This is a genomic window from Vibrio sp. 10N.286.52.C3 (assembly GCF_041468865.1).
GTDB lineage: Bacteria > Pseudomonadota > Gammaproteobacteria > Enterobacterales > Vibrionaceae > Vibrio > Vibrio crassostreae_C.
This window is the reverse complement of the sequence record NZ_JBFRJM010000062.1, coordinates 1-24433: the sequence shown is the minus strand read 5'-3', so window position 1 is coordinate 24433 and position 24433 is coordinate 1. Positions and strand designations below refer to the sequence as shown.

General features: G+C 46.0%; 28 protein-coding genes. 9 read left to right on the top strand and 19 right to left on the bottom strand.

All coding sequences use genetic code 11. The annotated features are described in order from the left end of the window. Positions 1-288: 288 nt before the first annotated feature. The 4 genes from AB4138_RS19615 (at position 289) to rlmJ (ending at position 4869) form a co-directional block, all read left to right on the top strand. Entirely contained in the window at positions 289-771 is a 483-nt protein-coding gene (locus AB4138_RS19615) for a hypothetical protein (protein WP_102397368.1), read from the top strand. A gap of 274 nt (positions 772-1045) precedes the next feature. Next, positions 1046-2845 carry a protein translocase subunit SecD gene (gene secD, locus AB4138_RS19610; protein ID WP_372307373.1) on the top strand — a complete coding sequence of 600 codons (1800 nt, stop codon included), beginning with the start codon at positions 1046-1048 and terminating at the stop codon, positions 2843-2845. A 2-nt stretch (positions 2846-2847) separates the two neighbouring features. Beyond that, on the top strand, positions 2848-3801 hold the full coding sequence (gene secF, locus AB4138_RS19605; RefSeq protein WP_048614133.1) for a protein translocase subunit SecF: 954 nt from the start codon (positions 2848-2850) through the stop codon (positions 3799-3801). Between the two features lie 201 nt (positions 3802-4002). Further along, positions 4003-4869, top strand: a complete 867-nt coding sequence (gene rlmJ / locus AB4138_RS19600; protein ID WP_372307370.1) for a 23S rRNA (adenine(2030)-N(6))-methyltransferase RlmJ — start codon at positions 4003-4005, stop codon at positions 4867-4869. Positions 4870-5155: 286 nt separating this feature from the next. Here rlmJ and AB4138_RS19595 read toward each other — a convergent pair whose 3' ends face one another. The 3 genes from AB4138_RS19595 to AB4138_RS19585 form a co-directional block, all read right to left on the bottom strand. Further along, positions 5156-6244 (bottom strand): alkene reductase, encoded by a 1089-nt coding sequence (locus AB4138_RS19595; RefSeq protein ID WP_372307367.1) that lies wholly within the window; start codon positions 6242-6244, stop codon positions 5156-5158. Positions 6245-6292: 48 nt separating this feature from the next. Continuing rightward, the gene (locus tag AB4138_RS19590; protein WP_372307364.1) at positions 6293-7501 is read right to left on the bottom strand and encodes an MFS transporter; all 1209 of its coding nucleotides are present in this window, start codon (positions 7499-7501) and stop codon (positions 6293-6295) included. Positions 7502-7584: 83 nt separating this feature from the next. Then, positions 7585-8268, bottom strand: a complete 684-nt coding sequence (locus AB4138_RS19585) for an SDR family oxidoreductase (RefSeq protein WP_372307361.1) — start codon at positions 8266-8268, stop codon at positions 7585-7587. Positions 8269-8441: 173 nt separating this feature from the next. Here AB4138_RS19585 and AB4138_RS19580 point away from each other — a divergent pair, with 173 nt between their 5' ends. From AB4138_RS19580 to AB4138_RS19565, 4 genes are all read left to right on the top strand, one after another. Further along, positions 8442-9371: a LysR family transcriptional regulator gene (locus AB4138_RS19580; RefSeq protein WP_372307359.1), complete on the top strand. Its 930-nt coding sequence runs from the start codon at positions 8442-8444 to the stop codon at positions 9369-9371. A 113-nt stretch (positions 9372-9484) separates the two neighbouring features. Continuing rightward, positions 9485-9877: a GFA family protein gene (locus tag AB4138_RS19575; RefSeq protein ID WP_017057647.1), complete on the top strand. Its 393-nt coding sequence runs from the start codon at positions 9485-9487 to the stop codon at positions 9875-9877. Positions 9878-9906: 29 nt separating this feature from the next. Continuing rightward, on the top strand, positions 9907-10374 hold the full coding sequence (locus tag AB4138_RS19570) for an OsmC family protein (protein ID WP_372307356.1): 468 nt from the start codon (positions 9907-9909) through the stop codon (positions 10372-10374). Positions 10375-10543: 169 nt separating this feature from the next. Continuing rightward, on the top strand, positions 10544-10888 hold the full coding sequence (locus AB4138_RS19565) for a ribosome recycling factor family protein (RefSeq protein ID WP_017061272.1): 345 nt from the start codon (positions 10544-10546) through the stop codon (positions 10886-10888). A 144-nt stretch (positions 10889-11032) separates the two neighbouring features. Here AB4138_RS19565 and AB4138_RS19560 read toward each other — a convergent pair whose 3' ends face one another. From AB4138_RS19560 to AB4138_RS19485, 16 genes are all read right to left on the bottom strand, one after another. Beyond that, positions 11033-11272 carry an RNA-binding protein gene (locus AB4138_RS19560; RefSeq protein ID WP_017061273.1) on the bottom strand — a complete coding sequence of 80 codons (240 nt, stop codon included), beginning with the start codon at positions 11270-11272 and terminating at the stop codon, positions 11033-11035. 107 nt (positions 11273-11379) lie between these two features. After that, the gene (locus AB4138_RS19555; RefSeq protein WP_372307355.1) at positions 11380-12054 is read right to left on the bottom strand and encodes an SDR family NAD(P)-dependent oxidoreductase; all 675 of its coding nucleotides are present in this window, start codon (positions 12052-12054) and stop codon (positions 11380-11382) included. Between the two features lie 279 nt (positions 12055-12333). Beyond that, complete coding sequence (locus AB4138_RS19550; RefSeq protein ID WP_017061275.1) at positions 12334-12597, bottom strand: hypothetical protein; 264 nt, start codon at positions 12595-12597, stop codon at positions 12334-12336. A 246-nt stretch (positions 12598-12843) separates the two neighbouring features. Continuing rightward, the gene (locus AB4138_RS19545; RefSeq protein ID WP_017061276.1) at positions 12844-13386 is read right to left on the bottom strand and encodes a DUF3833 domain-containing protein; all 543 of its coding nucleotides are present in this window, start codon (positions 13384-13386) and stop codon (positions 12844-12846) included. Continuing rightward, positions 13383-13958: a chalcone isomerase family protein gene (locus AB4138_RS19540; protein ID WP_017061277.1), complete on the bottom strand. Its 576-nt coding sequence runs from the start codon at positions 13956-13958 to the stop codon at positions 13383-13385. Before AB4138_RS19540 ends, AB4138_RS19545 begins: the two co-directional genes overlap by 4 nt. A gap of 3 nt (positions 13959-13961) precedes the next feature. Further along, entirely contained in the window at positions 13962-14483 is a 522-nt protein-coding gene (locus AB4138_RS19535) for a DUF2878 domain-containing protein (RefSeq protein WP_372307352.1), read from the bottom strand. After that, positions 14461-15741 (bottom strand): cyclopropane-fatty-acyl-phospholipid synthase family protein, encoded by a 1281-nt coding sequence (locus AB4138_RS19530; protein ID WP_048610077.1) that lies wholly within the window; start codon positions 15739-15741, stop codon positions 14461-14463. The genes AB4138_RS19535 and AB4138_RS19530 overlap by 23 nt, the downstream gene beginning before the upstream one ends. 105 nt (positions 15742-15846) lie before the next feature. Further along, positions 15847-16653, bottom strand: a complete 807-nt coding sequence (locus AB4138_RS19525) for a DUF1365 domain-containing protein (RefSeq protein WP_108122287.1) — start codon at positions 16651-16653, stop codon at positions 15847-15849. Next, the gene (locus tag AB4138_RS19520) at positions 16650-17921 is read right to left on the bottom strand and encodes an NAD(P)/FAD-dependent oxidoreductase (RefSeq protein WP_102428126.1); all 1272 of its coding nucleotides are present in this window, start codon (positions 17919-17921) and stop codon (positions 16650-16652) included. The genes AB4138_RS19525 and AB4138_RS19520 overlap by 4 nt, the downstream gene beginning before the upstream one ends. Before the next feature lie 2 nt (positions 17922-17923). Continuing rightward, positions 17924-18655: an SDR family NAD(P)-dependent oxidoreductase gene (locus AB4138_RS19515; RefSeq protein WP_017061282.1), complete on the bottom strand. Its 732-nt coding sequence runs from the start codon at positions 18653-18655 to the stop codon at positions 17924-17926. Beyond that, positions 18655-19086, bottom strand: coding sequence for a nuclear transport factor 2 family protein (locus AB4138_RS19510; protein WP_017061283.1), 432 nt, complete (start codon positions 19084-19086; stop codon positions 18655-18657). Before AB4138_RS19510 ends, AB4138_RS19515 begins: the two co-directional genes overlap by 1 nt. A 14-nt stretch (positions 19087-19100) precedes the next feature. After that, positions 19101-20516 (bottom strand): deoxyribodipyrimidine photo-lyase, encoded by a 1416-nt coding sequence (gene phrB / locus AB4138_RS19505; RefSeq protein WP_372307348.1) that lies wholly within the window; start codon positions 20514-20516, stop codon positions 19101-19103. Beyond that, the gene (locus AB4138_RS19500; protein ID WP_372307345.1) at positions 20513-21460 is read right to left on the bottom strand and encodes a YbgA family protein; all 948 of its coding nucleotides are present in this window, start codon (positions 21458-21460) and stop codon (positions 20513-20515) included. Before AB4138_RS19500 ends, phrB begins: the two co-directional genes overlap by 4 nt. A gap of 174 nt (positions 21461-21634) precedes the next feature. Next, a complete protein-coding gene (locus tag AB4138_RS19495; protein WP_137001636.1) occupies positions 21635-22315 on the bottom strand; it encodes a ChrR family anti-sigma-E factor in 681 nt (226 codons plus the stop codon). Next, positions 22308-22955, bottom strand: a complete 648-nt coding sequence (locus AB4138_RS19490) for a sigma-70 family RNA polymerase sigma factor (RefSeq protein WP_017060967.1) — start codon at positions 22953-22955, stop codon at positions 22308-22310. The genes AB4138_RS19495 and AB4138_RS19490 overlap by 8 nt, the downstream gene beginning before the upstream one ends. A gap of 110 nt (positions 22956-23065) precedes the next feature. Then, the gene (locus AB4138_RS19485; protein WP_017065084.1) at positions 23066-23686 is read right to left on the bottom strand and encodes an LON peptidase substrate-binding domain-containing protein; all 621 of its coding nucleotides are present in this window, start codon (positions 23684-23686) and stop codon (positions 23066-23068) included. Positions 23687-23938: 252 nt separating this feature from the next. On the opposite strand from AB4138_RS19485, the gene AB4138_RS19480 reads away from it, so the two are divergent. Then, positions 23939-24325 carry a tautomerase family protein gene (locus tag AB4138_RS19480; RefSeq protein ID WP_102320407.1) on the top strand — a complete coding sequence of 129 codons (387 nt, stop codon included), beginning with the start codon at positions 23939-23941 and terminating at the stop codon, positions 24323-24325. Positions 24326-24433 lie beyond the last annotated feature (108 nt).

The following is a 24433-nucleotide window of genomic DNA, read 5'->3' as shown; positions in this document are numbered from 1 at the left end:
TAAAGCCTAAAGCTTGAAACCAACAGAAAGAGACAACCCAAAGCCAAGCGATCACCGCTTGGCTTTGTTATTTTTCCACCATTCATAACGTCTATGTATCACCTGTTGCTAAGCCGTTTTAGATCTATGTAAATCTAAAATTCGAGAACGCTTAATCGGTTGCATCGTATCATTTTCTAAAAAAATGTTTTAAATCAAGACAGCGTTTCATTTGTATTGTAGATTGACGATCTACGAGAATGTTGTTTGGATATTAGATTGCTTAAACTGGGTACACGATTAGTCTTAATGTTGTTTTTACTGAGCTTTGGCTTAGTGAATTCTAACGGCTATTCGTTTCCTTCTAAGCCATTTCAAATATACTCGGCTCAAGAGCAATCTTCACAGAATGAACAATCTTCCTCGATAAAACAGTGTAAACAAGCCACTACGGATAATCCGTCGAGCTACTTAGAGTGCGATAAGGCTCAATTTGGCACCGTACCTTTTGGTGACAGTTCCAACTATCACGACACCGAGTCTAGCCTTCAAGCAGCAAACTTCAGACGTATGCTCAGCAATGAGCAAGAAAGCGTGGCCGATCTTGAGCCTGCTTATCATCTACTGATCGATTTCTCCCCCCCATCACTACTGGCTTCTCTGCTTGTCAACACGCCGCTGTTGGATTCCAAGCAGCATTGGACCAGCATTGTGAGTTCTCCGTCCTCCCGGCTTTCGGGGTGGAAAGAGGGCAACATCCAATACTCGCATTTCCGAGAACTTCTTAGCTAATCGTTTGACCCCAAATTGGTCGTATCGATGGTCACTTGTGCCTGTTGAGCTCACCAGTTAACCAAGACAAACATATCGACATCAGCTTTAGCATCACTATCTTTCAATCAGCTTGTTCTGGTTGTGATTAGCCATCGCTCGTGTTCGCAAAACATTAGTTATACCAATCGTAGTAAATAACTGGTCACCCTAGCTGGTTAAAATGCTCGATCACTGCTTTTTTCGGCGCTATTTTTGAGCACGTATTTACGGTGATTGGTAAAAAGAAGAGATCTTGACTGTGAAAAAACGCATTCCAAGAAAACAAATCAACCACTACGCAAAGTGGAAATACGTGGTGCTTATCGCCACCATTATCATCATGATTCTAAGCGCTCTACCTTCTTGGTTTGGCGAAGATGCCTCGGTTCAAATCAGTAACCGCTCTGAGCAGACGATCGACGCCACTCAAGTGACGCAATATCTTGCTAGCGAAGGCATTCAAGCCAAATCAGCCTTTCAAAAAGACAAACGCTTAGTCGTGATTTTAGAAGATGCAGAGCAACAAGCGAAAGCCAAAGAAGTGCTTAATGAGCGCTTTCTCGACAACGCGACGGTTGCGCTTGCTATGGAGCCTGCTGCACCTAAATGGCTGACTGATATGGGCTTTGCACCGATTCAGCTAGGTCTTGATTTACGTGGTGGTGTGCAGTTCCTGCTTGAAGTGGACATGGAACCGGTTTATCACGCACAAGCGCAATCTGTGGTCGACGAGATCACCAGCCAAATACGTTATGCACGCGGTAAAGTGGTGAATAACCAAGTTCAGTTTGATTTCCGTACCGACGCCGATTTCGAGAAAGCACAAAAACTGATTCGTGAAGAGTTCCCACAATGGCAACGTGATCGTTCAGATAAATCACTAACGTTAACTCAGTCTGAAGAAGAGCAAAGAACGCTACGCAACCTAACGGTTCAGCAAAACCTGCAAATCATGCGCAGTCGTATTGAAGAACTAGGCATCACTGAAGCATCGATTCAACGCCAAGGTGAAAGCCGTATCCGTATCGAATTGCCGGGTGTACAAGACCCTGCAGCCGCGAAAGACGTGATTGGTGCTACGGCTTCATTAGCGTTCTACTCTGTGTACGACAACCCAACACGCAATACTCAAACTCTGAAAGATTCAGATGGTAATCGTGTAGTGGTTGCTCGCAAAGCTGTGCTGAGCGGTGAACACATTATCGATGCACGCAGTGGCATTGGTGAAATGGGCAGTGCAGAAGTAAACATCACGCTTGATTCTTCTGGTGGTAAGAAAATGTCTGAGTTTTCTCGCCATAACATCGGCAAGCCAATGGCGACCGTTTACAGCGAATACAGCCGTGACAGAGCCGGTAACAGCGAAAAAACCAGTGAAGTGATCAGTGTGGCGAACATCCAATCTCAACTGGGTAGCCGTTTCAGAATCACAGGTGCAGGCAGCATGGCAGAAGCACAAGAGCTTGCTCTACTGCTACGTGCAGGTTCATTAACTGCGCCTGTTACCATCATTGAAGAGCGTACCATTGGCCCATCTCTGGGTGCTGAAAACGTAACGAATGGCTTTGCTGCTTTGGCTCTTGGCCTTGGTCTTACTCTAACGTTTATGGCGCTATGGTACCGCCGTCTTGGCTGGGTCGCGAACTGTGCATTGGTGGTTAACATGACCACGTTGTTTGGTTTGATTACCTTGCTACCGGGTGCGGTATTAACTCTGCCGGGTATTGCGGGCTTGGTACTGACCGTCGGTATGGCGGTAGACACTAACGTGCTTATCTTCGAGCGTATTCGAGACAAGATGAAAGAAGGGCGCAGCTTTGCTAGCTCTATCGATCGTGGTTTCGATAGCGCATTCTCGTCAATTTTCGATGCTAACGTCACCACCATGATCGTTGCTGTGGCTCTATACACCATTGGTAATGGACCGATTCAGGGCTTCGCTCTGACTCTAGGCTTAGGTCTTCTAACCAGTATGTTCACGGGCATTTTTGCTTCACGAGCGATCATCAATTTGGTTTGGGGGCGTGACCAACGCCACGATGTAAGGATTTAAGCATGAGTACTTCAAAAATGACTATTTCAGACCGCTATTTTTCAAATAGCTATATTTCGGATAAGAATATGACTCGCCTTCGTAAGGTGATGTCTGTGATTTCTATTGTGCTGTTCATGAGCTCTGTGATGCTGGTGGCAGTGAAAGGTTTTAACTGGGGCTTGGACTTCACAGGTGGTGTGGTTGCTGAGGTTCAGCTCTCTGATCAAGTCACCAAAGATGCGTTAAAAACAAAACTTGATACGGCCTTCCAACAAGATGTGCAAGTGGTTGGTATGGCAGAACAGGATCGCTGGACAATCCGTTATAGCCAACTGACAGATGCTCCACAGCCAAACTTAGTGGATGCTTTGTCTTCTGTCAGCGACCAAGTAAAAGTGCTTAACAGCAGCGTGGTTGGCCCTCAAGTCGGTCAAGACATGGTTGACCAAGGTGGCTTAGCGGTATTGGTGTGTTTCCTAATGATCATGCTGTACCTGAGTGTACGTTTTGAATGGCGTTTAGCACTCGGCGCCCTAGCCGCAATCATCTATGACGTGACGCTTATCTTGGGTCTGTTCGCTTTTACTCAGTTCGAGTTCAACCTGACTGTGTTAGCGGCTGTGTTGGCGATTTTAGGTTATTCATTGAATGACTCGATCATCATTGCCGACCGTGTTCGTGAAATGCTGCGTGGTAATCCAAATGGTGACACTGACAACCTGCTTAACGAATCGGTTAAAGCGACCTTCTCACGCACCATGGTGACCTCAGGTACAACCCTAATCACCGTATCTGCACTTTGGCTACTTGGTGGCGCTGCGCTGCAAGGTTTCGCGATTGCACTGGTTGTAGGTATTGTCAGCGGTACGTGGTCTTCAGTTTCAGTAGGTATCACACTGCCTAAGTTACTTGGTCTACAGCCTTGTCACTACCAAGTGAAAGCGCCGGTAGAAGTTGAGGGTGAGTACCCTTAGGTTATCTATTGGTTAACAGTACAACTTAGGCAGTAACGTCAACAAAGCCCTTCGTTTATAGTAAAACGAGGGGCTTTATTTTTTATAAGAGTCAAACAGTTACAGAAAAGAGAGCCTATTTCAAAAAACGATGGATTGAGCAGGCAAGCCCTCATGATATGAAGTATGTTTAGATGACGTTCGTAGAAATGAGGCAAGGGAATGGAATATCGACATCAATGTCATGTAGGCGACCATGGTGATGCGCTAAAGCATCCAGTATTGAGTGCACTTGTTCAGTCATTAATGCAGCAACATTCACGCCTCAATGTTATCGACACGCACTCTGGTACAGGGTGTTATGACCTCACTACTGCACCCAGTAATCATGCTGGTGAGTTTGCTGAGGGGGTCGGGTACTTGTGGCGAAACAAGGCTTATCTACCGCCAGCATTTAGCTCTTTTATGTCGGTGCTGGAATACTACAATCCGAATCAACTTATCTCTCTCTATCTGGGCTCAGCAGCCATCACTTACCAACAAGGCCGCAGCCAAGATAGCTTCTATTTTTCAGACATTCAGCAAGATGAAGCCGACTTATTACAAACCAACATTGAGAAGCTGCAACGCGATCTTGATGTTTCAAGTAAGCTCACCATTACCGCGGGCGATGGCTTGAAAGCACTGCCTGACGACATAGCAAAACACGATAATCATCACCTGATTGTTATCGACCCACCCTATGAAACCGATTCTGAATATCTCGCGGTGATTGATGCCTTGGTTAAGGCATATCAGCAATCTGAGAAGGTTTCGGCCCTGATTTGGTATCCGCTTTACACGGATGATAAGAGCTCACTGATTCTGAATCACTGCGTGACAGCGGTAAAAGATGGCTTGCTACCAAGTCCGATCAAGTCGGAACTTCGCCTTAGAGAGCCCAAGGGTGATGATCGCCTGATCGGCAGTGGTTTGCTGTTGTTCAATCCACCACAAGGCATTGCGGGAACGGTCGCAGATACGCTCGATTATTTACACAGCCAACTCGCCACTAATGGTGAAGGCTACTGGCAAATGAGAAGCTTATAGATCTGATTTTTATGGGTTTTATGATGGTTTTCTAGACATCACTCACTAAACCACTGTTATCTATGTGGTTTAAATTGACCAAACGCTAACTTTTATCGATTGATTAATTGCAGTGAATCATTTAAAAATAGAATATCAATGCGCACAAGTGCATAATGGCTCATAAGTTAAATAATTAAACTAGATTGTGGTTTACCCCCTAAACTGCATAAGGCTCGCACTAGTCATGCGAGCCTTTCTTTTGCCTGAAGGAAAATCTAAGGCAGTTCTATCAATTTAAGATTCACTACAACACTGGATAATCGATGTAGCCTTTTTCGTTGCCGCCGAACAGAGTGGCGCCATCAAGATCGGATAGTTCGCTGCCGTTTTGTAGGCGTGAAACTAGATCTGGGTTAGCAACGAATGGGCGACCAAATGCGACAAGGTCGGCGTAGCCTTTGCTTAACACTTCTTCGGCGCGTTCTGGTGTGTAGCTGCCAGCAACGATGATGGTGTTAGAGAACAACTCTCTTAGTTCTACGCGGAAGCTTTCAGGGATAACTGGAGCATCATCCCAGTCGGCTTCTGATAGGTGCAGGTAAGCGATGTCTCGATCTTGAAGTGCCTTCGATGCCTCTAAAATCGTTGGTACGATATCTGGGCAGTTCATGTCTTTGAAGGTGATGAACGGCGCCAAGCGCACACCTACTTTATCGGCACCTATCTCTTCAATCACAGCATCAACCACTTCGATTAGGAAGCGAAGTCGGTTCTCGCGGCTACCGCCGTAGTTGTCGGTGCGTTTGTTTGAGTTGGTTCTTAGGAACTGATCAATCAGGTAGCCATTGCCACCGTGTATTTCCACTCCGTTGAACCCTGCCTCGACTGCTTTTTTCGCTGAGTTAGCAAAATCTTTAACAACACGATCGATGTCTGCTTGGGTCATCTCTCTTGGTTGGATGCAATCCACCATGTTGCCGTTACCATTCTCATCAGAGATCCAAACCTGCGTTTCTATTGGAGCTAATGCAGAAGGTGCAATCGGTAACTCGCCTTTTTGAAAGGTAGGGTGTGATACTCGGCCTACATGCCATAGCTGGCAGAATATCGCGGCACCTTGTGCTTTTGCTGCTGTTGTTACTGACTTCCAACCTTCGATTTGTGCATCGGTATAAACGCCGGGTGTGAATGAGTAACCTTGAGAGTCATCAGAGATCTGCGTTGCTTCCGTGATGATCAGCCCTGCACTTGCGCGTTGTTGGTAATAGGTTGCCATCATGTCGTTTGGCACGTTTCCAGGTTGGCTAGTACGAGCGCGTGTCATGGGTGCCATAACCACGCGGTTTTGTAGTGCTAGGCCTTTCAGTTCTGATGCTTCGAATAATTTGTTCATGGTTTCTACCTTGTTTTAATGCTGTGATCTTTCGTTTTTTATTGGGGCTTATTTGCTTTCTGCTGGGCTGAAAATAGAGTTGCTTTGTGGCCTCCCCGCTCGGTTGGCTTTCGCAATAAGCAGCAAACCAATAACAGGGACAACAACGGCTGCGAATGGAATCATGCCTGCGCCTAGTTGGCTGTCGAGTACCATGCCGCCAAGGAATCCACCAAAGGCATTGGCTAAATTAAACGCTGAGATATTCGCGGTTGCTGCTAGCTCTTGGCCTTCGCCACCGTTGTTCATCACTCGAAGTTGCATTGCTGGAACGTTCGCAAATGATGCAATACCAAAGACAAATACCGCTGCAACGAATAGGATTTTGTTGTCTACCACAAGGCCAACTACAACCAATGACACGATCATTGCAACGGCCCAAAACATTGAAGCTTTGCCTAGGTTTTTATCTGAAGAGCGTCCGCCCAAGGTGTTACCGATGATTAAGCCGACACCCACAATCACTAAGATCCAAGTAACAGACTCTTGACCGTAGCCGGTGATGTGCATAGCGATTGGCGCAAGGTATCCGTATAGCGTCATGAAGCCAGACCAAGCAAAAGCAGTGATTGCCAAGCTGATCAGCAGCATTGGGTTTTTGAACGCTAACAGCTGAGTTTTGATGTCTTTTGCTTCACTGTGACCAGTCGATTTGATTGACGTTAGAATAGAAATCATCGCAATCGTGCCAAGTGCAGCCACGGTAAAGAAAGTGGTGTGCCAGCCGAATTGCAAGCTAACCCAAGTTCCCGCTGGAACGCCAAGAACGTTAGCGACTGTTAGGCCTGCGAACATTTGGCCAACGGCACGACCTGCCATTTTTTCCGACACTAAGTTGGTTGCGACAACCGCACCGATGCCATAGAAAGGGCCTTGCACTAAGCCTGCGATCACACGGCTTGCCAGTAGTAATGGGTAGCTTGGCGCTAAGGCCGACAACACGTTACCGATGATGAACAGTGCCATTAAGCCAATCAGCACTATCTTCTTATTAAAGCGCGCAAGGTAGATGGTTAAGATCGGGCCGCCGATAACGATAGCCAACGCGTAAGCACTGATAAGGTAGCCGGCTTGACCTTCGGTGATCGAAAGGGATGTGGCAATTTGTGGAAGGATGCCTGCGATAACAAACTCAGCCGTGCCAATTGCAAATGCTGCGAGTGTCAGTATCCAAACTTGGAATGGCATCTTTTCTTGTGTCATGGCTTTTGATTTCATAATGAGTTACCTATGTAAATTCTTGTTTGTTAGGACGTTGAGATAAACACCCTAACGATTGTTCTTTATGTCTTTGCGGGGTGTTAGCCGAGTAGAGCGCCGCCGTCGATGTCGATGATTGACCCTGTTACGTATGGGTTGTTAATCGCGAATAGGTAACCCATGGCTATCTCTGAAGGCTCGCCAACCTTGCCTGCGGGTAGGTTGTTTTTGGCGTTGTCGTACATGCTTGCACGAGCAGAGTCGTCCATGTTTTTGTAGGCTTCCGTCATGGTCAGGCCGGGGCTAACGGCATTGACGCGAATGGGTGATAGCTCTTTCGCCAGTATTTTGGTTACGCTTTCTAGCGCGGCGTTGATGGCGGTTTTTACGTAAGTGCCAGCCACTACTTTGCGAGACAACATGCCTGTCGTGAGCGTGATAGAGCCGTTTGGCGTCATGTAGCGTGAGGCATGTTTTGCTACGTTTAAGCTGCCCCAAAACTTAGTGTCAAAAGCTGTCTTAGCGTCTGCGGTTGCTACGTCTGTTACTTTTCCTGCGGGAGCGGATGAGCCAGCCGTTACGATTAAGTGATCAAACACGCCAATCGATTCGAAGTATTCACAAATTGACTTTTCATTGCTGATATTAAGGCCTGTATGTCGGCTAGCGACGTGCACTGTGTTGTTTTCGTTTCTCAATTTCATCGCGAGTGCTTTACCGATGCCTGATGTGCCACCAATGATGACGAAAGTGCGCTGCTCTTGATTAGTCGATTCGTTAGTCATGCTCTGAATTCCTGCGTTGTTCTGTTGATGTTTGTCATTATATGTATTCGACTAAATTTGATAATTGTCTAAAATATAAATTCATTATTCGGATAATCTGAATAGTGTGGCTAAGTGTTGAGATCGAGCATTAAGATCGAGAAGTAAGACGAAGAGACGGAAGCGAGAATCGTATGGATAAGTTTTCAGATATGGCGATGTTCGTCAGTATTGTTAAGCATCACGGGTTAGCGGCGGCTGGGCGCGAGCTGGGTTTATCACCTGCGACCATGACAGCAAGGCTTCAAGCGCTGGAAGAGCGATATGGTGTGAAGTTGTTGAATCGAAGTACGCGCCATGTGTCTTTGACCGACTCTGGAGAGCTGTATCACAAGGCATGTTTGGAGATATTGGATAATGTCAGTGAGGCCGAAAACCTGATTCAAAATGGCGTCAAAGAGGTCAAAGGTCCACTCAAAATCGCCGCGCCGAAAGACATCGGAAAGCAGTACATTCTTCCGATTCTCTCTGAGTTCTGTCAGCAATATCCCGACGTGATCCCTTACCTCTACTTGAACGATAACCTCTCGAACATTGCTGAATCTGGCATGGATATCGTGGTCCGTTATGGTGAATTGGTCGACAGCAGTTTGATATCCAGACGCTTGTCACCAAGCCGACGTGTGCTGTGTGCTTCTCCTGAATATCTTGCCAAGCATGGAACACCGTTAACACCACAAGATTTGGTTGATCACGATTGTTTAGCCATGCTGCGCAGCAATGAAGAGCTCAAGACATGGCACTTCCAAGATCATGATATGAAGAAGTCGATTACTGTTGTTCCAAAGCGATTTTCAGACGATGGCGAAGTGATTCGCTACTGGGCATTAAAAGGCGAGGGCATTGCTCTTAAATCGGTACTGGATGTGCAAGGCGACATCAATAACCAGCGCCTTGTGACGCTGCTTAATGGCTACATGAAGAACTTCAACACCGCGATGTCGGTGTCGAGTGCCGATTTGAATGTGGTGTACATCAGCAAGAAATATCAGCCCAAGCGTATCCGGTTGTTTGTTGATTTCTTGTTTGAGCGGTTTGGCGATTTGGTTGAAAAGTCTAGTTAGATTAGCCGAGAAGCAGCGCATGACAGATCTCTCGAACTCAACACCCGGGTACGGACAGAGAACATTGAACTGGTTATGATACGACCAACATAAGGATGTGATTGGAGAGAAAAATGAAAGTCGTCGGAGATACGGTTATCCAACCTTTTCACAAGGCAACCTGCCATTGCGGTGCGGTTGAACTAGAGCTCAGTTTACCTAACGGGATAGAAAAACCACGCCGCTGTGATTGCTCGATCTGTCGTCGCAGGGGAGCGATTGTGGGCTCTGTTGCGCTGGATGGCATCAAGATCCTTAAAGGTGCAGAGCATCTCAAGCTTTACCAATTCAATACCAATACCGCGAAGCATTACTTCTGCTCAAACTGCGGTATCTATACCCATCATCAGCGCCGTTCTAGCCCAAACGAATACGGTTTTAACATCGGCTGTTTGGAAGGGGTGAATCCTTTTGATATTGGTGATGTGGTGACCAACGATGGTGTCAATCATCCAGCTGATCGTTAATTTATTGAGCTTTAAAAAGGGAAGAAATTATGTCTGAATATGGATCGGTCATTCGCTGGAAAAAAGCAGAAGATGAAGTCTTTAGCGACAATCAATACAGTCGAGGTCATACGTGGGAGTTCGATGGTGGTGTCACTGTGCCTGCTTCGTCCTCTCCACATGTTGTGCCACTGCCGTTTTCGGTGGAAGCGAATGTTGATCCAGAAGAAGCGTTTATCGCGGCACTTTCTAGCTGCCATATGCTGACGTTTTTGGGCATTGCCGCAAAGCAGAAGTACGTGATCGACTCCTATGTCGATGATGCGATTGGTGTGCTGGAAGAAGATGAATCTGGCCGCTCATCGGTCACTAAGGTGACTCTGCGCCCTAAAATTGTGTTTTTAGGTACCAAAAAGCCCACCGCCAAGCAGCTCGACAAACTGCACCACTTGGCGCACAAAAACTGCTTTATCGCGAACTCGGTAAAAACGGACATTGTGGTAGAAACTAAAGCGTAAACCACACACGTTAACATCCAAAAACCGCGAGGTTGCTTAGTGCATCACTGGCGGTTTTTTTGTGTCTGTGTAATCCTACGTACGGTTTTAATTGAGTGACAGTTAGAAAGTTTTGAGAGATAGGTAGAGAGCTCTTGAATGGTAGGAATAGATTGATTAGCAGAGAGTTATGTTTAGCGTCCCATTGAATAGTTTTGTACATCGTGTGAGTGATAAAAGCCAAGTGATGGTGAATGCTGCGGAATGTGGATGTCAGTTGAAACGAGTTCGTCGTTCGCGTAATTGGCTGTTGGTCGCTCAAGAGTATCAACTCGTTGAATTTAAAACGATGTTAACCCATGAAAAAGACGGTTGGATAGCAATTGCAATCGACAAAGTGCTGCCTAAACCCGTGGTGTGTTTGGCATCTCTGTTGGCCGCTACACCTTCAATGACTGTGGCTCAGCTGGTGATGGAATCTGGATGTTCAATGGCCGAAGCAAGACGTGCTATTGATGAACATGAAGGTCTGTAGGCGTATTCAAATCGTGTGAAAAGAGAATTGCGAGCAGCAAAAAGCCCGTAACGATATTGCGCTGGAAAACGTCATATCGTTACGGGCTTTATCATCTGTGCTGCTGTTAAGCTAAGCCATGCGGCTGATGAAGCATTGAATCGATTAAGAGTTCGCTACTTTTACACGAATCGTGTTTTTGCCAAGCTTTGACAAGTTCAGCTTGTTTAGTGCCGCTTTAGCTTCTTCTTGCTCTGGCATTTCAACAAAAGCAAAGCCTTTTGAGTCGCCAGTTTCTTGGTCTAAAACTAGGCTGCACTCTTTTACTGAGCCAAACTCAGAAAATAGCACACGGATGTCTTGCTCAGATGTAGAGCGCGATAGGTTACGAACTAGAAGTTTCATAATAAACCTTGAATATGAATTTACGCCGAGCATTGTCGCACACTTTCATGCTCACCCTCACAAATAATTGTCTCGCGGCTCTATTTCCTTGTAGCTCTATCTAAGCACTAGCCGCGGTTTATCGTGATGTCTGATACGAAGCCATGCTCTGTGCTGGTCAACGCCTGTTGTAGCATCTGAGCGGCTTCTTGCGCGGTCATAAAGCTCGAGGTATCCATGTCTTTACCGCTTGTATTCCAAAACTCGGTCGCCATTCCTCCAGGGTAAACCGCCACGATTTTCATCGGGTGACCTTTTAGCTCCAACCTCACCGATTCGATAAAGCCTTTCACGGCCCATTTTGCCGCGCAGTAGGTGGACTCTTCCGCTTTAGCACCTTGGGCCGCCGTCGACATCACCACTGCAATGGTGACCGATTGATCTTTGTAGCGCTGCACAACCTCGCGAATCAAAAAGATCGAAGACTCGATATTGTTCTTCAGCATGTCGCTGATGGTGGTTGGATCTTGCTGTTCTATTTTACCGAAGTACCCACTGCCAGCGCTGTGGATCACCAGCTTCGGCATTTCAGGTAACGCATCCAATAACTCGCTCACTGAGTGCGGGTCACAGAGATCACACGCTTGGCTAATGGTATTCGCAGGTAGGCCTTGCGCCACTTCTGCTAAACGTTGTGCATTGCGACCTGTAATGGCTACGCGCTGAGCGTCTGTTGCAGTGTTAGCGTATTGTATCGCGAGCGCTGCGCCTAAACCGCTGCTTGATCCGGTAATTAAAATCATACTGTCTTAAGTTTGTAGAGTTGATTCGAGATAGTAAGGGGCTAGGCTAAGATTTTCTGAGATCTATGGCTAAAGTTGATCGATAGCCTGGTTGATAGGTTGATAGGTTGATAGGTTAATAGCTTGGGTGATCGGTCGAGCGGTAAGGCTGAGCTAAGAGAGTGGGGGAAAGCCGTTAAGAATCGACGGGTTTAGCAAGAAATAACAGCGTTAAAAAACAACGAACTAACAAGTAAAAGCGCCGGCATAGAGCCAGCGCTTTTGAGTAATCATAAGTGATTATTCGTCGTCGAACTGTTTGATCGTGAACGCGTCTTCGATTCGGTTAAGCTCTTCTTGTTCTTTCACTCGCTTCTCTTCTTGCAGAGTCGCTCTCGTTTCGTTGAAACGTTTTTTCTCTGACTTAGTCAGGAATTTTACAGCTTTTTTGTTGGTCAGTGCGTAAGCAACTACGTCTTCACCTTTTTCTCTGCGGTCGTTTACGCGTTGTGAGAAACGTTCATTGTCGCGAGCTTTACGCTCCGCTGAGGTCAACTTGCTCATGCTTTAAAGCCTTTTCAATTATTCATGGTAGGGAATCTACGCTTAGCGAAACAAATGGGGACTGCTTAGTGTCAGTCTAGTCCATTTGTATGCTGGTGGCGCATCTTAGCACAATGGCTTGAGCATGCAGGTATGCTATTCGAGGGATCAAACAAAACAGCCCACAATTTTCGTTGTGGGCTGTTTTGTTACGTACTGTAGATGTAGTCATCGTTTTAAAACTAAGAATCAGAAACGGCAGTTACATCAAATCTTCTCGATGTATAAGATGACCTCTCCGACTTTAAAGCCAAACTTAGACATCTCAGTCTTGTTGAACAAGCGTTTATCGTCCATTAAGAACATCCAATCATCGAGCACCACTTCATAGGTGCTGCCGTCTACTTCAATTTCTAGATCATATTTCCAATACAGCGCAGAACCTTGGGTTTCACCATAAGCGGTTCCAACGACATCGTTGGCAGTCCCAGAATAGGTGTTTTCGCCCGTTTTGATCAGATTCCAAACGCGAGTTGAGCGCTCGCCATCAGCAAAAGAGAACCACTCTTTTATTTCTCCGTTGTCACCGTCCCAAGTCGCGATCAGTTTGGCATCAAAGCGGCGCAGTAAGTTACCAGAGCGGTCTAGCACCATGCCGTAGGCCATTAGCTCGCCATTAAAAAAGGTTTCAAGCTTGAGCTCTGGCGTTGTGTCGACATGGTCTTCTAAACTTGCAGAGCCACAGCCCACTAGCCAAGTGAGTGAAAAAAATGCCAGAGCAAATTTTATTATTGTTGTTTTTGGATTCATTTGTTCAAACCTAAAAGTTGTTTACGAAGACCGGGTTCAGAGGTGTTTTCAGACAACCAAATCGCTAGAAAGGCTTCACCAAATTGCTTGTCTTGGATGGTGCCGATCGGTTGTTCATCGAAATAAAAACGACTTACGTTATCTTCAGCGACACGAATCGTGAGTGTGCTTCCTTCTTCCACGTTCGGCCACATCGCGTACAAGGGTTTCAACCAACGTTGAATGTTGCTGTCAGAGTAGCCAAGCTTGTTCCACTGATCTTCGGTAGCGTCTACGAGGTCTTTGCTATCGATAGAGCGGTAATACTCAAGCTTCAAAGCTCGTTCGGAGTTGGTTGGAGTCGCGTAGAATTCTGCCGAGTAGAGAGTCCAAAACAGGTAACTCATTTCACCCTCACCACGTTTGTTCAGATCATCGACAGCAGAGGCTCTAGCGTGTCCGGCAAATAACAGCGCAGCAAAGATTAACGGGAGAGTAATAAAGCTTAGAAGTGTGTTTTTTGCTTGCTGATGAGCGCGAACAATACCTCGCTCAGGTTTGAACGTTTGTGTCGGGTTGCGTGGATAAGCCATAAGTCACCTCGTTATTGCCATTTTAGGTTGTATTAAGTTGGAGTAGGCGGCCACCAGTAAGGGCAACAAAATCCCCCAACTTATTGCAAGGGCAGCAACTACCGATGCATCTGGCCAAGTAGTAAGAAGAGCACCTGCTTTGATGCCTCCCCAATAACTACTAGTACCTGCTACGAACCCTATGACAAACAAGATCACTTTCGAGCATTTTAAAAGCCAATTTAGGCTGTGGTTAAAACTGATTAAGAACATGATCCACAGGCAGACAAGCCACACCGGGAACCGCGATTGATTCGCAATTTCAGAGTCGACGGCAAACACGCCGAAGTGGAGTAAGAGGCTATCAAGCAATAGCCCCAATGGTAATAAAATGAGTATCTTCAAATCGCTACTGCGAGTCGGTGATAGAAGGAAGTGAACCACTACAATCAGTGGTGTGACGAACGGGGCTTGCGCGGTAAAGAAAGCACTGCAAACCCAGGTCGCTTGAAACAGTACGAGATTAATAATCCAAAACCGCTTCATCTTTTGCTCCAAAGTAACGAGGTTTTCTTGCGACTACATGATGAGTGCTGATCACGCGCTCTTTGAATGCGCCTTCACAGTAGCAGAAGTAGAAGATCCACAAGCGCTTAAACTCTTCTGAATAGCCGAGGGACTCTAACTCTTCCCAACTATTTTCAAAGGCGATGTTCCAATCATTCAGCGTTCGAGCGTAGTGCAGGCCAATGTCATCAATTTCTTGAACCACAAGATCGGTGCTGGTCGCAAGGTGTTGGGTCATTACTGAAACTGAAGGTAAACAACCGCCGGGGAAGATGTACTTCTGAATAAAGTCGACACCTTTGCGGTATTTGTCGTAACGGCTGTCAGCAATAGTAATTGCTTGAATCAGCATCTTGCCTGAGGGCTTAAGTAGCGAGGAACATTTTTCAAAGAAGGTTTGTAGATACTCATGTCCGACCGCCTCTATCATCTCGATCGAAACCAACTTGTCATACTCACCAGTGAGATTGCGATAATCCTCTTTGAGCAGGGTGATTTTGTCGGTTAAACCAAGCGCTTTTACTCTCTGTTCAGCAAGTGCATGTTGGGCATCTGAGATCGTGGTAGTGGTGACGTGGCAACCGTAGTGTTGCGCCATGAAGATGGCTAAGCCGCCCCACCCTGTGCCTATCTCGACCACGCTATCTTTCTCAGACAGTTCTAGTCGCTCACAGATGGTTTTCATTTTGTTTTGTTGAGCCTTCGACAAGGTTTCTGCGTCTTCGCTGTAGATTGCGGAAGAGTACTGCATTGAGCTGTCTAAGAAGCGCTCATACAGCTCGTTGCCAATATCGTAGTGGGCGAGAATGTTGCGCTTAGAGCCTTGCTCGGTGTTGGCATTCTTACGGCGCAGCAATAGGTTTTTGATGCGAGAAATCCATTGTGTCTTGTCATCAAGCTCATCCAATTGGGCTTGGTTACGAGCCATGATTTGAATCACACGCGTGAGGTTTGGGCTGGTCCATTTACCATCGATATAGGCTTCAGATGCCCCAATGCTGCCATTGATGACCACATCTCTAAAAAAGGTCGCATCATGAATCACGATTCGCCCTTTCAATTCAGCTTCTCGATCGCCAAATACTGAATGCTGGTCGCGCTCAATGATTTCAAGCGTTGCGAATTGCAGGCTTTCTAACACCTTGAAGATTAAAGCTCGATATTTACAGTTGCTTGAAACAGCAACGGCTTTAGCTTGTTGTTCAATATTGTTGTTTTGTTTGGCAAGCTGTTCCATGTAAACCTCGCTGATAACTCATTCTAATATTTTGTGCCAACTAAGCTGAGTTCTGCTCCTTGATTGGAGCGAACCCAAGCTTCAATTGAGTTCTTTCATGTGCGCTTAAGACGTTGAGTCTGGATGCGCCACAAACGGTACTTTTTTCAGGAATAATTTGAGAGCCTGATAATAAATTCCCATCACGACTTTTATCGTCATCGCCGGAATCTTGAATACCGTTCGTCTAATGTTTGTCTTGGTTATTGACTGTTTCGTCAAGGCCAGTGTCGCATCGAAAAGCTTGTCGTCTCGGCGGCTTTCGATATGAACTAACGTGCGTTTCGCTGGTGGCTTAATCTTCCAAAAATAAGTCATATTCAAATCCATGAACGGCGAAACGTGAAACTCTTTCTTAACCTTTAATTCTTGGTGCATGTCGATCAGGTAGTAGTGTCTTTCTCGCCAAGGCGTGTTACTCACTTCAGCCAACATGTACTTACAATCCCCTGTTTCGTCGTAACAGAAGAAACAGTTGATTGGGCTGAAGTAGATGCCTAAACAGCGGCACTGAGCCAGCATCGTCACACGGTTTGAATCAGACCAAACCCCACCAAGTTGTTGCACTTTGGAAGCTATACGTTGCTTAAGTGATTTTGGTTCATCCGTGGTGACATTTTCTTTTTTTTCAGCGAGATAATCCGATTCGACAAAGCGAATCGGGTTGTACCAACGAGTTCCGAACAGCGCACTGCGCGCTGTGGTTTGGGGCAGCTCATCAAGATCTAACCCCATCATATACAGCTGATAGCTGAACTCATGAGTGATGTCGCCAAAGCGGCGATGTCTGACGTTACCCCAATAGATACCGCTGAGCTCTTCACTCTTTTCGGATGCGATCCCCATCTCGGGTGTCAGGGTTTGACTGTTCATAGCGCGGAACTCGTACTCAAATCTAAACCGAAGCGTTTGGTCACATCGAGTGCACTGTGGACACCGTCTTCATGGAAGCCGTTATACCAATAAGCGCCAGCAAAGTGCGTCTGGTTTTTGCCACAGATTTGCTCACGCTTGTGCTGAGCTTCGACCGTGTTCGAATTAAGTACCGGGTGATGATAAACAAAGCTGCGAATAATTTTTTCTGGGTCTATGGCTTCGCTTTGATTCAAGGTGACACAGAAGGTGTCTTGGCTTTCGATGCCTTGCAGAATGTTCATGTTGTAAGTCACACAGGCAGGTCGTTTACTGTCGCCATCTAACATGTAGTTCCAGCTTGCCCAAGCCAGTTTTCTGTCTGGTAATAAGCGAGTATCGGTGTGCAGAACCACTTCATTGCGACTGTAAGGGATCTCGCCCAGTACCTGTTGCTCTTGTTCTGTCGCATCACCAAGCAGACGTAAGGCTTGGTCTGAGTGGCAAGCAAAGATTACTTCGTCGAAACCTTGTGCGCTGCCATCTTCAAATTCAATCGTGACGCCTGTTTCTTGGCGAGTCACTTGTTTAATCGATGTATTCAGTGCAACAGTCTTACTTAGGCGTGAAAGGATGATTTCAACATAAGAACGCGATCCCTTTGGTATCACATACCACTGAGGACGGTTCGCGATATCGAGCAATCCATGGTTGTAGAAAAACTGAATGAAGAACTTGAGCTCAAACTCTTCCATTTCTTCCAAGCTTGTCGACCAAATCGCCGCGCCCATCGGTAAGATGTAGTGCTGGCTGAAAAAGTCGGAAAATTGATTATCTCGTAGGAAACTGCCAAGGGTAACGTCTGGTGTGAATTCATTGCTTTCAAACTGAGCCTTACACAGCTTGTTGAACTTGAGAATGTCAGACACTAAAGACCAGAACTGAGGTTTGAAGATGTTGCTCCTCTGCGCGAATAACGAATTAATGCTGTGGCCGTTGTATTCAAACTTGGTCGTCGTGTTGTGGACGCTGAAGCTCATCTCAGTCGGTTGCCTTTCGACATCGAGTTGTTCTAGAAGCTGATTGAAATTCGGGTAGGTTCGATCGTTGAATACGATGAAACCTGTATCTATCGAAAACGCCGAGCCTTGATGTTCAATATCAACGGTCGCGGTGTGCCCCCCAACGTAATCATTCTTTTCGAATACTGTTACGTCGTGGTGCTTATCTAATATATGCGCGCAAGTGAGTCCAGAGATACCTGAACCAATAATGGCGATTTTCTTCATTGTTATACCATCCTTGAAGCGAGTTTTTGCCAAACTGGAGTTGGGAGCATTCTTAGTAGCTTCATCAACATGATGAATCGTCTTGGGAAATCGATTTCACTCTTTCCTTGAGCGATACCATTTACGATTCGCTGAGTTGCGGCCTCACTACTAATAATCATAGGCATAGAGAACGTATTTCGCTCGGTTAATGGCGTTTCAACAAAGCCAGGGTGCACAATTGAGACATGAATGTTGTGCGTTGCCAGATCAACCGAAAGTGTTCTGCCTAAGTAGGTGAGGGCTGCCTTTGAAGCGCCATAAGCCTCGGCTCTTGGCAAAGGTAAAAAGCTGGCGCTGGAGCTGACTAAAACCAAACGGCCGCCGGGCTTGATGTTTTTTAACCAAGCTTTAAGGGCGTAGCCAATTGAAATTAGGTTTATGTTGATGACGCGCTCAAAAAGCTCGGCATCAAAATTCACTGGGTCGTCGATGTACTCACAATCACCCGCATTTAAAATCAGCAGATCGAGCGGCTTGTCTTGGTCGAGTTCTGGGAAGTTGTGGTAATCAGTCAAGTCGAAACAGAGCGGTGAAATTGATGAATGCGCGACGTCTGTCTCGTGCGAGTCAACTAAGGCTTGCAGCTTGTCTGAGTTGCGGCCACAAGCAATCACCTGATGCCCTTGCTGAGCGTAATCTTTAGCTAGGGATTGGCCGATACCTGAGGTCGCGCCTGTAATCATAATACGCATTATCGGCTCGCCCTCTTTTTGATGGATTTGATCGCGCAGCCCAGTACTGGAATGTGTTCGTACAACATAGAGCCGACGTCGAGGTAGTCTCTGTGGTAGACCACTTGACCGTCGAGCATCTTAAGGTGGCTGTGCCCTTGTACTTCGATTGGCTTTTGCCCATTTAATTGCTTGTGAGCAAACTGCATCGTCCAGTAAACGGAAGCTTCGTCGTTCGCTTCGAAAGTGTGTTCGATATGAAAGTAACAGCTGGTTACTTGGGTGTAGAGGTTCTCGAAGTAGTGCGTAAGCGCCGAAATACCGCTGACATGATGCAGCGGATCTTGGAATTCAATATCAGGGTGATAAACCGTCTTAAGCACGTCGAAATTGTCGGTTCCGAGTTCTCGATACATGTTGAGAAAGTTATCAAGCCATAGAGAGTTATCCATAATATTCACTCTAATTATTTGAAGAAGGCTAAGGCTCTCAATCGTGCTTCTTTATGCTCAACGATGGGTTGCCAGTATTCGCTGTCTATTCCGTTTTTAGCGATAAAGTCATGTGGGAAATGTACATGCTTATCTGGGATATTTTGCAGCTCTGGTATGTACTTACGAATAAAAATTCCTTTTGGATCAAACTTTTCACTCTGAGTGATTGGATTGAAAATTCGGAAGTAAGGTTGAGCATCACAGCCCGTACTTGAAGCCCACTGCCAGCCACCATTGTTGGCACTAAAGTCACCGTCGATAAGGTGTGACATAAAGAAACGTTCGCCCCAACGCCAGTCAATAAGCAGGTGCTTGGTTAGGAAGCTTGCCACCACCATTCTTAGCCTGTTGTGCATCCAGCCCGTTTCAACCAGTTGACGCATTGCTGCATCAACCAATGGATATCCTGTTTTTCCTTCGCACCAAGCTTCAAAGCTAGGATGATCGTGATACCAATCTAAACCATTGTATTTTTGCTGAAAGTTAGCGCCTTTAACCAGTTTAGGATGGTGGAACATCAAATGCTTATAAAAATCTCGCCAAATCAATTCGTTGAGCCAACAAAAGGCTGGCAGTTGTGTGTCAAACAACAAGTCGGGTTGTTGCTGAATCAATTGAATCGCTAACCAACGTGGGCTCACTGCGCCAATTGTTAAATAAGGCGACAGTCCTGATGTTCCTTTAACTGAGGGAACATCTCTCAGACGTGCGTAGTCGTTGACTTTATTGCCTAAGAAATTTGGGATCACATTGCCCAATACATCTTGGCTTAATGGCCAGCGACTCGAATCAACACGCGGAAAATCGAAATCATAGTCAGCGGAGAGGGTTAAGGCTTGTAAGTCGTCAGGAAGCTGTGTTTGTGAACGTTCAGCTGACTCGACAGGAGCTGGACTGCAGATGATGCCTTTCACCTGAACTTCTTTTAACCAAGCGTTCTTAAAGGGCGTAAAGACTTTGAACATCTCGCCTTGTTTGTTGAGAACGCTACCGAGTGGCAGCATAACGTCACAATCGCTGATCTTCAGGTTTAGGCCGCTTGAAATCAGCTTTTTATCGCGAGCTTGTTCATCGACTTCTGGTTCAGAGTTAGCGTAGACGCACTTGGCATCAAGCTGCTGGCACAAATCGATGAGCTGTTTGGATTGGTCGTCAAAATCGGTCGCTTTCAAGTGAAGCAACGTTATCCCTAATTCAGCGAGCTGGGAATCGAGTTGTTTTAGATGACGATAGATGAAATCAGCTTTGATCGGTGCAAGGTGGTGTTGCCGCCACGTTTGAGGTGTTGAAATGAAAACGGCGGTCGTTACGCCGTTTTCAACTGCCGCGACGAGCGCTGGGTTATCGTGAATCCGCAGGTCTCGTCGCATCCATAGTATGTCGCTCAATATCCGTATCTCAGTTTAAGTTCTTGAGGGTGCGGGTTTAGGTAAACCTGTGATTCTAGGTATTCGTTCGGGTATTCCATCAGGTAGTGATTGATCAGTGTCAGTGGCACTAGCAGTGGAACAACGCCCTCTCTGAATGATGCGATCTGGTTGGTCAGCTCTTGTTTGTGAGCGCTACTCAGTTGTTTTTTAAAGTAACCCTGCAAGTGATGCAGCGTATTGGCGTGACTGCCTCGATTCGCGTGATGCGATAACGCCGTCATCAAGCCTTCGATGTATTGAGCCGCTAGTTCGTCGATTTCTAAGTCATTACCCGCTAACAGTTTGCCTAAGCTTTTGTATCCCTCAACGTGGTGACACATGACTAAGTACTTGTGAGCGCTGTGGAACTGAATCAGTTTGTGTTTGGTTATGCCTTCATCAACAAGATCGAGCCATTTTTGGTAAGTGAATACTCTAGTCATGAAGTTTTCACGCAAAATTGGGTCGTTAAGGCGGCCGTTTTCTTCAACGGGAAGTAACGGGTTACCCTCCATAATTTGTTGGGTGAACATGCCTACGCCAGTCGATTCAGAGCCGCGACCATGGTGGTGGTACACCTTCACGCGTTCCATGCCACAGGTTGGGCTTTTCTGACACACAATAAAGCCAGCAATGTGTTGGTTGTTCTTTGAGTAGTTTTGACCGAACTCGATCAGTTCGTTGGTCACATCACCTGAACCATCTGGGCGAGAAACGTGAATGATGTCATCTAACATTCTTGTTTGACGAATGGTTGGACGAGGGGTTGGAAGACCAACAGCCATCTCTGGGCAAACAGGTTCCAATTCCACGTAGTCTGCTAGGTCGTCTGTACAAAAACGAGAGCGTTTATGACCTGTGTCGAAACGTACTTTATGTCCAGCAACACATGCACTGATACCGATTTTGATTTTCTTTTCCATTGGCCAACTCCTTTGCTCTTGCTCTGAGCTTTTTCTTATAGTTCAACATTGCTAATCGTATTTACAGAGCTGGGTGTGTTTTTACTTTGACACCGTAGTTATTTTTATTCAGATGTATTGACGATATACAGGATAGCTTTATGCCATCCTGTATATTTATAGCCTGCAACTGGGTTAATAGATATATTTTCCAAGTGGATTGAATAGTTGGCTCACACCTTTTGTGAAGTAAAGCGCATCACTTGAAACGGTTAAACAGACACAACCTTCTTTTGTTGCCGGTTGATGAGTGTGATTGCCATCCAACCAGATGAAGTCACCTTTGTTGTAAACGCCCATTTCGTCTTCGAAACTGCCCTCTAGAAGAAGCGTGATCTCGAAGCCTCTGTGGGTGTGGCAAGGCACTTGTCCATCTTTGTCGATGTGCAACAAGCTGGTGTGGTGTGCTTCGTCAGCAAAATCGAGTCTTGCTCGTGAAATTTTGCCTAGGTTCATCCAGTCCTTTCTCGCTACTGAGTTTAGAGCGCGAGGGATTGTGAATGTCGTGTCAGCAACAGTTACTTTCTGAACCTCTGGAGTCACTTCAACAGACTGAGAAGTATCAGCTGTGATTTGCTCTATCGCGTCAAAATCAAAGTCCATGTCGTCCATTGAGAAGCTGTCTAGATCTTCATTTGAGAATACTGGCTCTGCGTCAAAAGCATTATTCGCTGCTACAGCTGTAAGCTGCTTGACTTGTTGTTGGCAGTGTTCACACAGCTCTACATGGCTAGAAACAATCAAAGAAACTGAATCAGCCAACGTGCCATCGACGAAGTCTTTCAAGATTGCCGCGTTTGGGTGATGTTTAATCATGGTCTTGTTCCCCCATGTGAACTTTTAATTTGGCTAAAGCGAGTCTCAGACGTGATTTCACTGTTCCAAGTGGGACGCCAAGTTGCTGAGCGAGTTGCTCTTGAGAGAGCTCTTGAAAGTAAACGCCTTTGACGATGGTTTTCTGAGCGAGAGGCAACTTTTCTATTTGAGTCATTACGTGTCGGCTCATCAAATGGTCACCGAATGGCAAATCTTCGCTTTGAGACTCGGCTACCATCGCATCGATTGGCCAGATATCGTCGGCTATCGTTTGTTCGGCTTTCGCTTTCACTTTGCGCAACATGTCGAATGCTGCATTACGCATTACCGTGTAGACCCAAGTGGTCGCAGCGCCTTTATCTACATTGTAGAGATGTGCTTTCTTCCAAACATTAGTCATCGTGTCTTGAACTAGCTCGTTTGCAGCAGCTTCGCCACCCAACTTACTGATACCAAAACGCTTGATCTTAGGAGCGAAGAACTTGAACAAACAGGTGAACGCCTGCTTGTCTCGGTCTGTACCAACCAACACCAGCCAGCTCGAGAGCTCTGTCGGTACTTTGTTGTCTGTAGGTACTTTGTTATCGGGAATAATGACATGCTCCTTGCCGTTCCCTGAACTTCTGCTTTCCACTTGCATAGTAACTAACCATCATGCGAATTTGATGGGCACTACGTGAAAGGAGAAAGTCGGGATCACTTTAATTTAAATTAATTTCTACTATACAAAATTATAGTGAAGAAAAGTGCTTATTGCCCCGTAATGATTTGATTCAAAAAAGGAACTAGAGACGGAAAACTGGCTGGCTCAGTAAATTCTGTTTTCTTTTCCAGTGGGATAGGCATCATTTCGAGCAATCGCGCACAGATCCATTGTGGGCTCTCAAAATCAGGAGTGGGATAGAGTGTTCTTATCGAATCGTGGTCGCGAAACAACTGAACCAAAAAAGCGGTAAACACGTTAGGCACTTTATATTCATCGGTAGGCCAGTGAGGCAACAAGCTGAACTTACTTTTAATCAGGTCATCATCGTCTCGAAACGACCCATGCAATTGCACCAACTTTTCGCCTTCGACATCAATTTCTAATATCTGGTCGTCCGACATATTGAAGTCGACGATGGTCACCTTTGTTCCCCAAGAGCTGAGATGATCAGAGTTAGATTTGTCTTGAGTGGCGATAATGAAACCATCGCCCTGCGCTGCGTGAGCGACCATCGCGAGATACTTTGGCTCAAAAATGCGCAGTCTTTGTCTGCCTCCCGGTAAAAGGAAGATGGGGAGGGGAAACACAGCGAGCTCCAGAGAAGACTCTACGGGTGTTTCTGGTTCGGCGTCTGTCCGCGTGGTCTTCCTAGGTGAATTCGGCACATAGTACTCCTTAGTTCAGATGTGATTCGAGAAGATATACGCGGGGAGGGTGGTGTTCGATCAATTCGCTTCGGCTTATGTTCGCAAAGGGATAGATATTTTGTTGCACCTGTTCATAAATTCATTGTTTTTACCTTTTCTCATACGCGTCATTAGGTAATATATGAACAAATAGTAAGCGAATGGGTAGTTGCCAGACGATGCTTCTATCTGACGTTCTTCTATACCTAACATCGCATCAAAGGAATGGTCATGATTGTTATTTATGGTATCAAAGAGTGCTTAAATCCAATTAAGTTGCAGCTCTCTAATGTGTTGCAGCAGTGCTTGAACAGTGAAATGGGTTTACCCGATGACAAGCGAGCACATCGGTTTGTGCCATTGGAACGAGATGACTTCTTTTACCCGGAAGGAAGAACAGAAGCCTATACCGTCATTGAGATAAATATGATGGAAGGTCGAGCGGTAAACACCAAAAAGCGCTTAATTAAGAAGATATTTTCTGAGATAGAGAAGCAGTTAGCTATCTCTCCGATTGATATTGAAATCACCATTAAAGAGCAGCCTTCACATTGTTGGGGTTTTCGAGGGATGACGGGCGATGAAGCACAAGATCTGAAGTACAAAGTGAACGTCTAGGGTTTAAGCTCTTAACTCTTAACTCTTAACTCTTAACTCTTAACACGTAAGACTTAAGCCAATCTATCGAGTGACGGCTTTGGAATTTGAGGTTCATCGCGGCTTTCC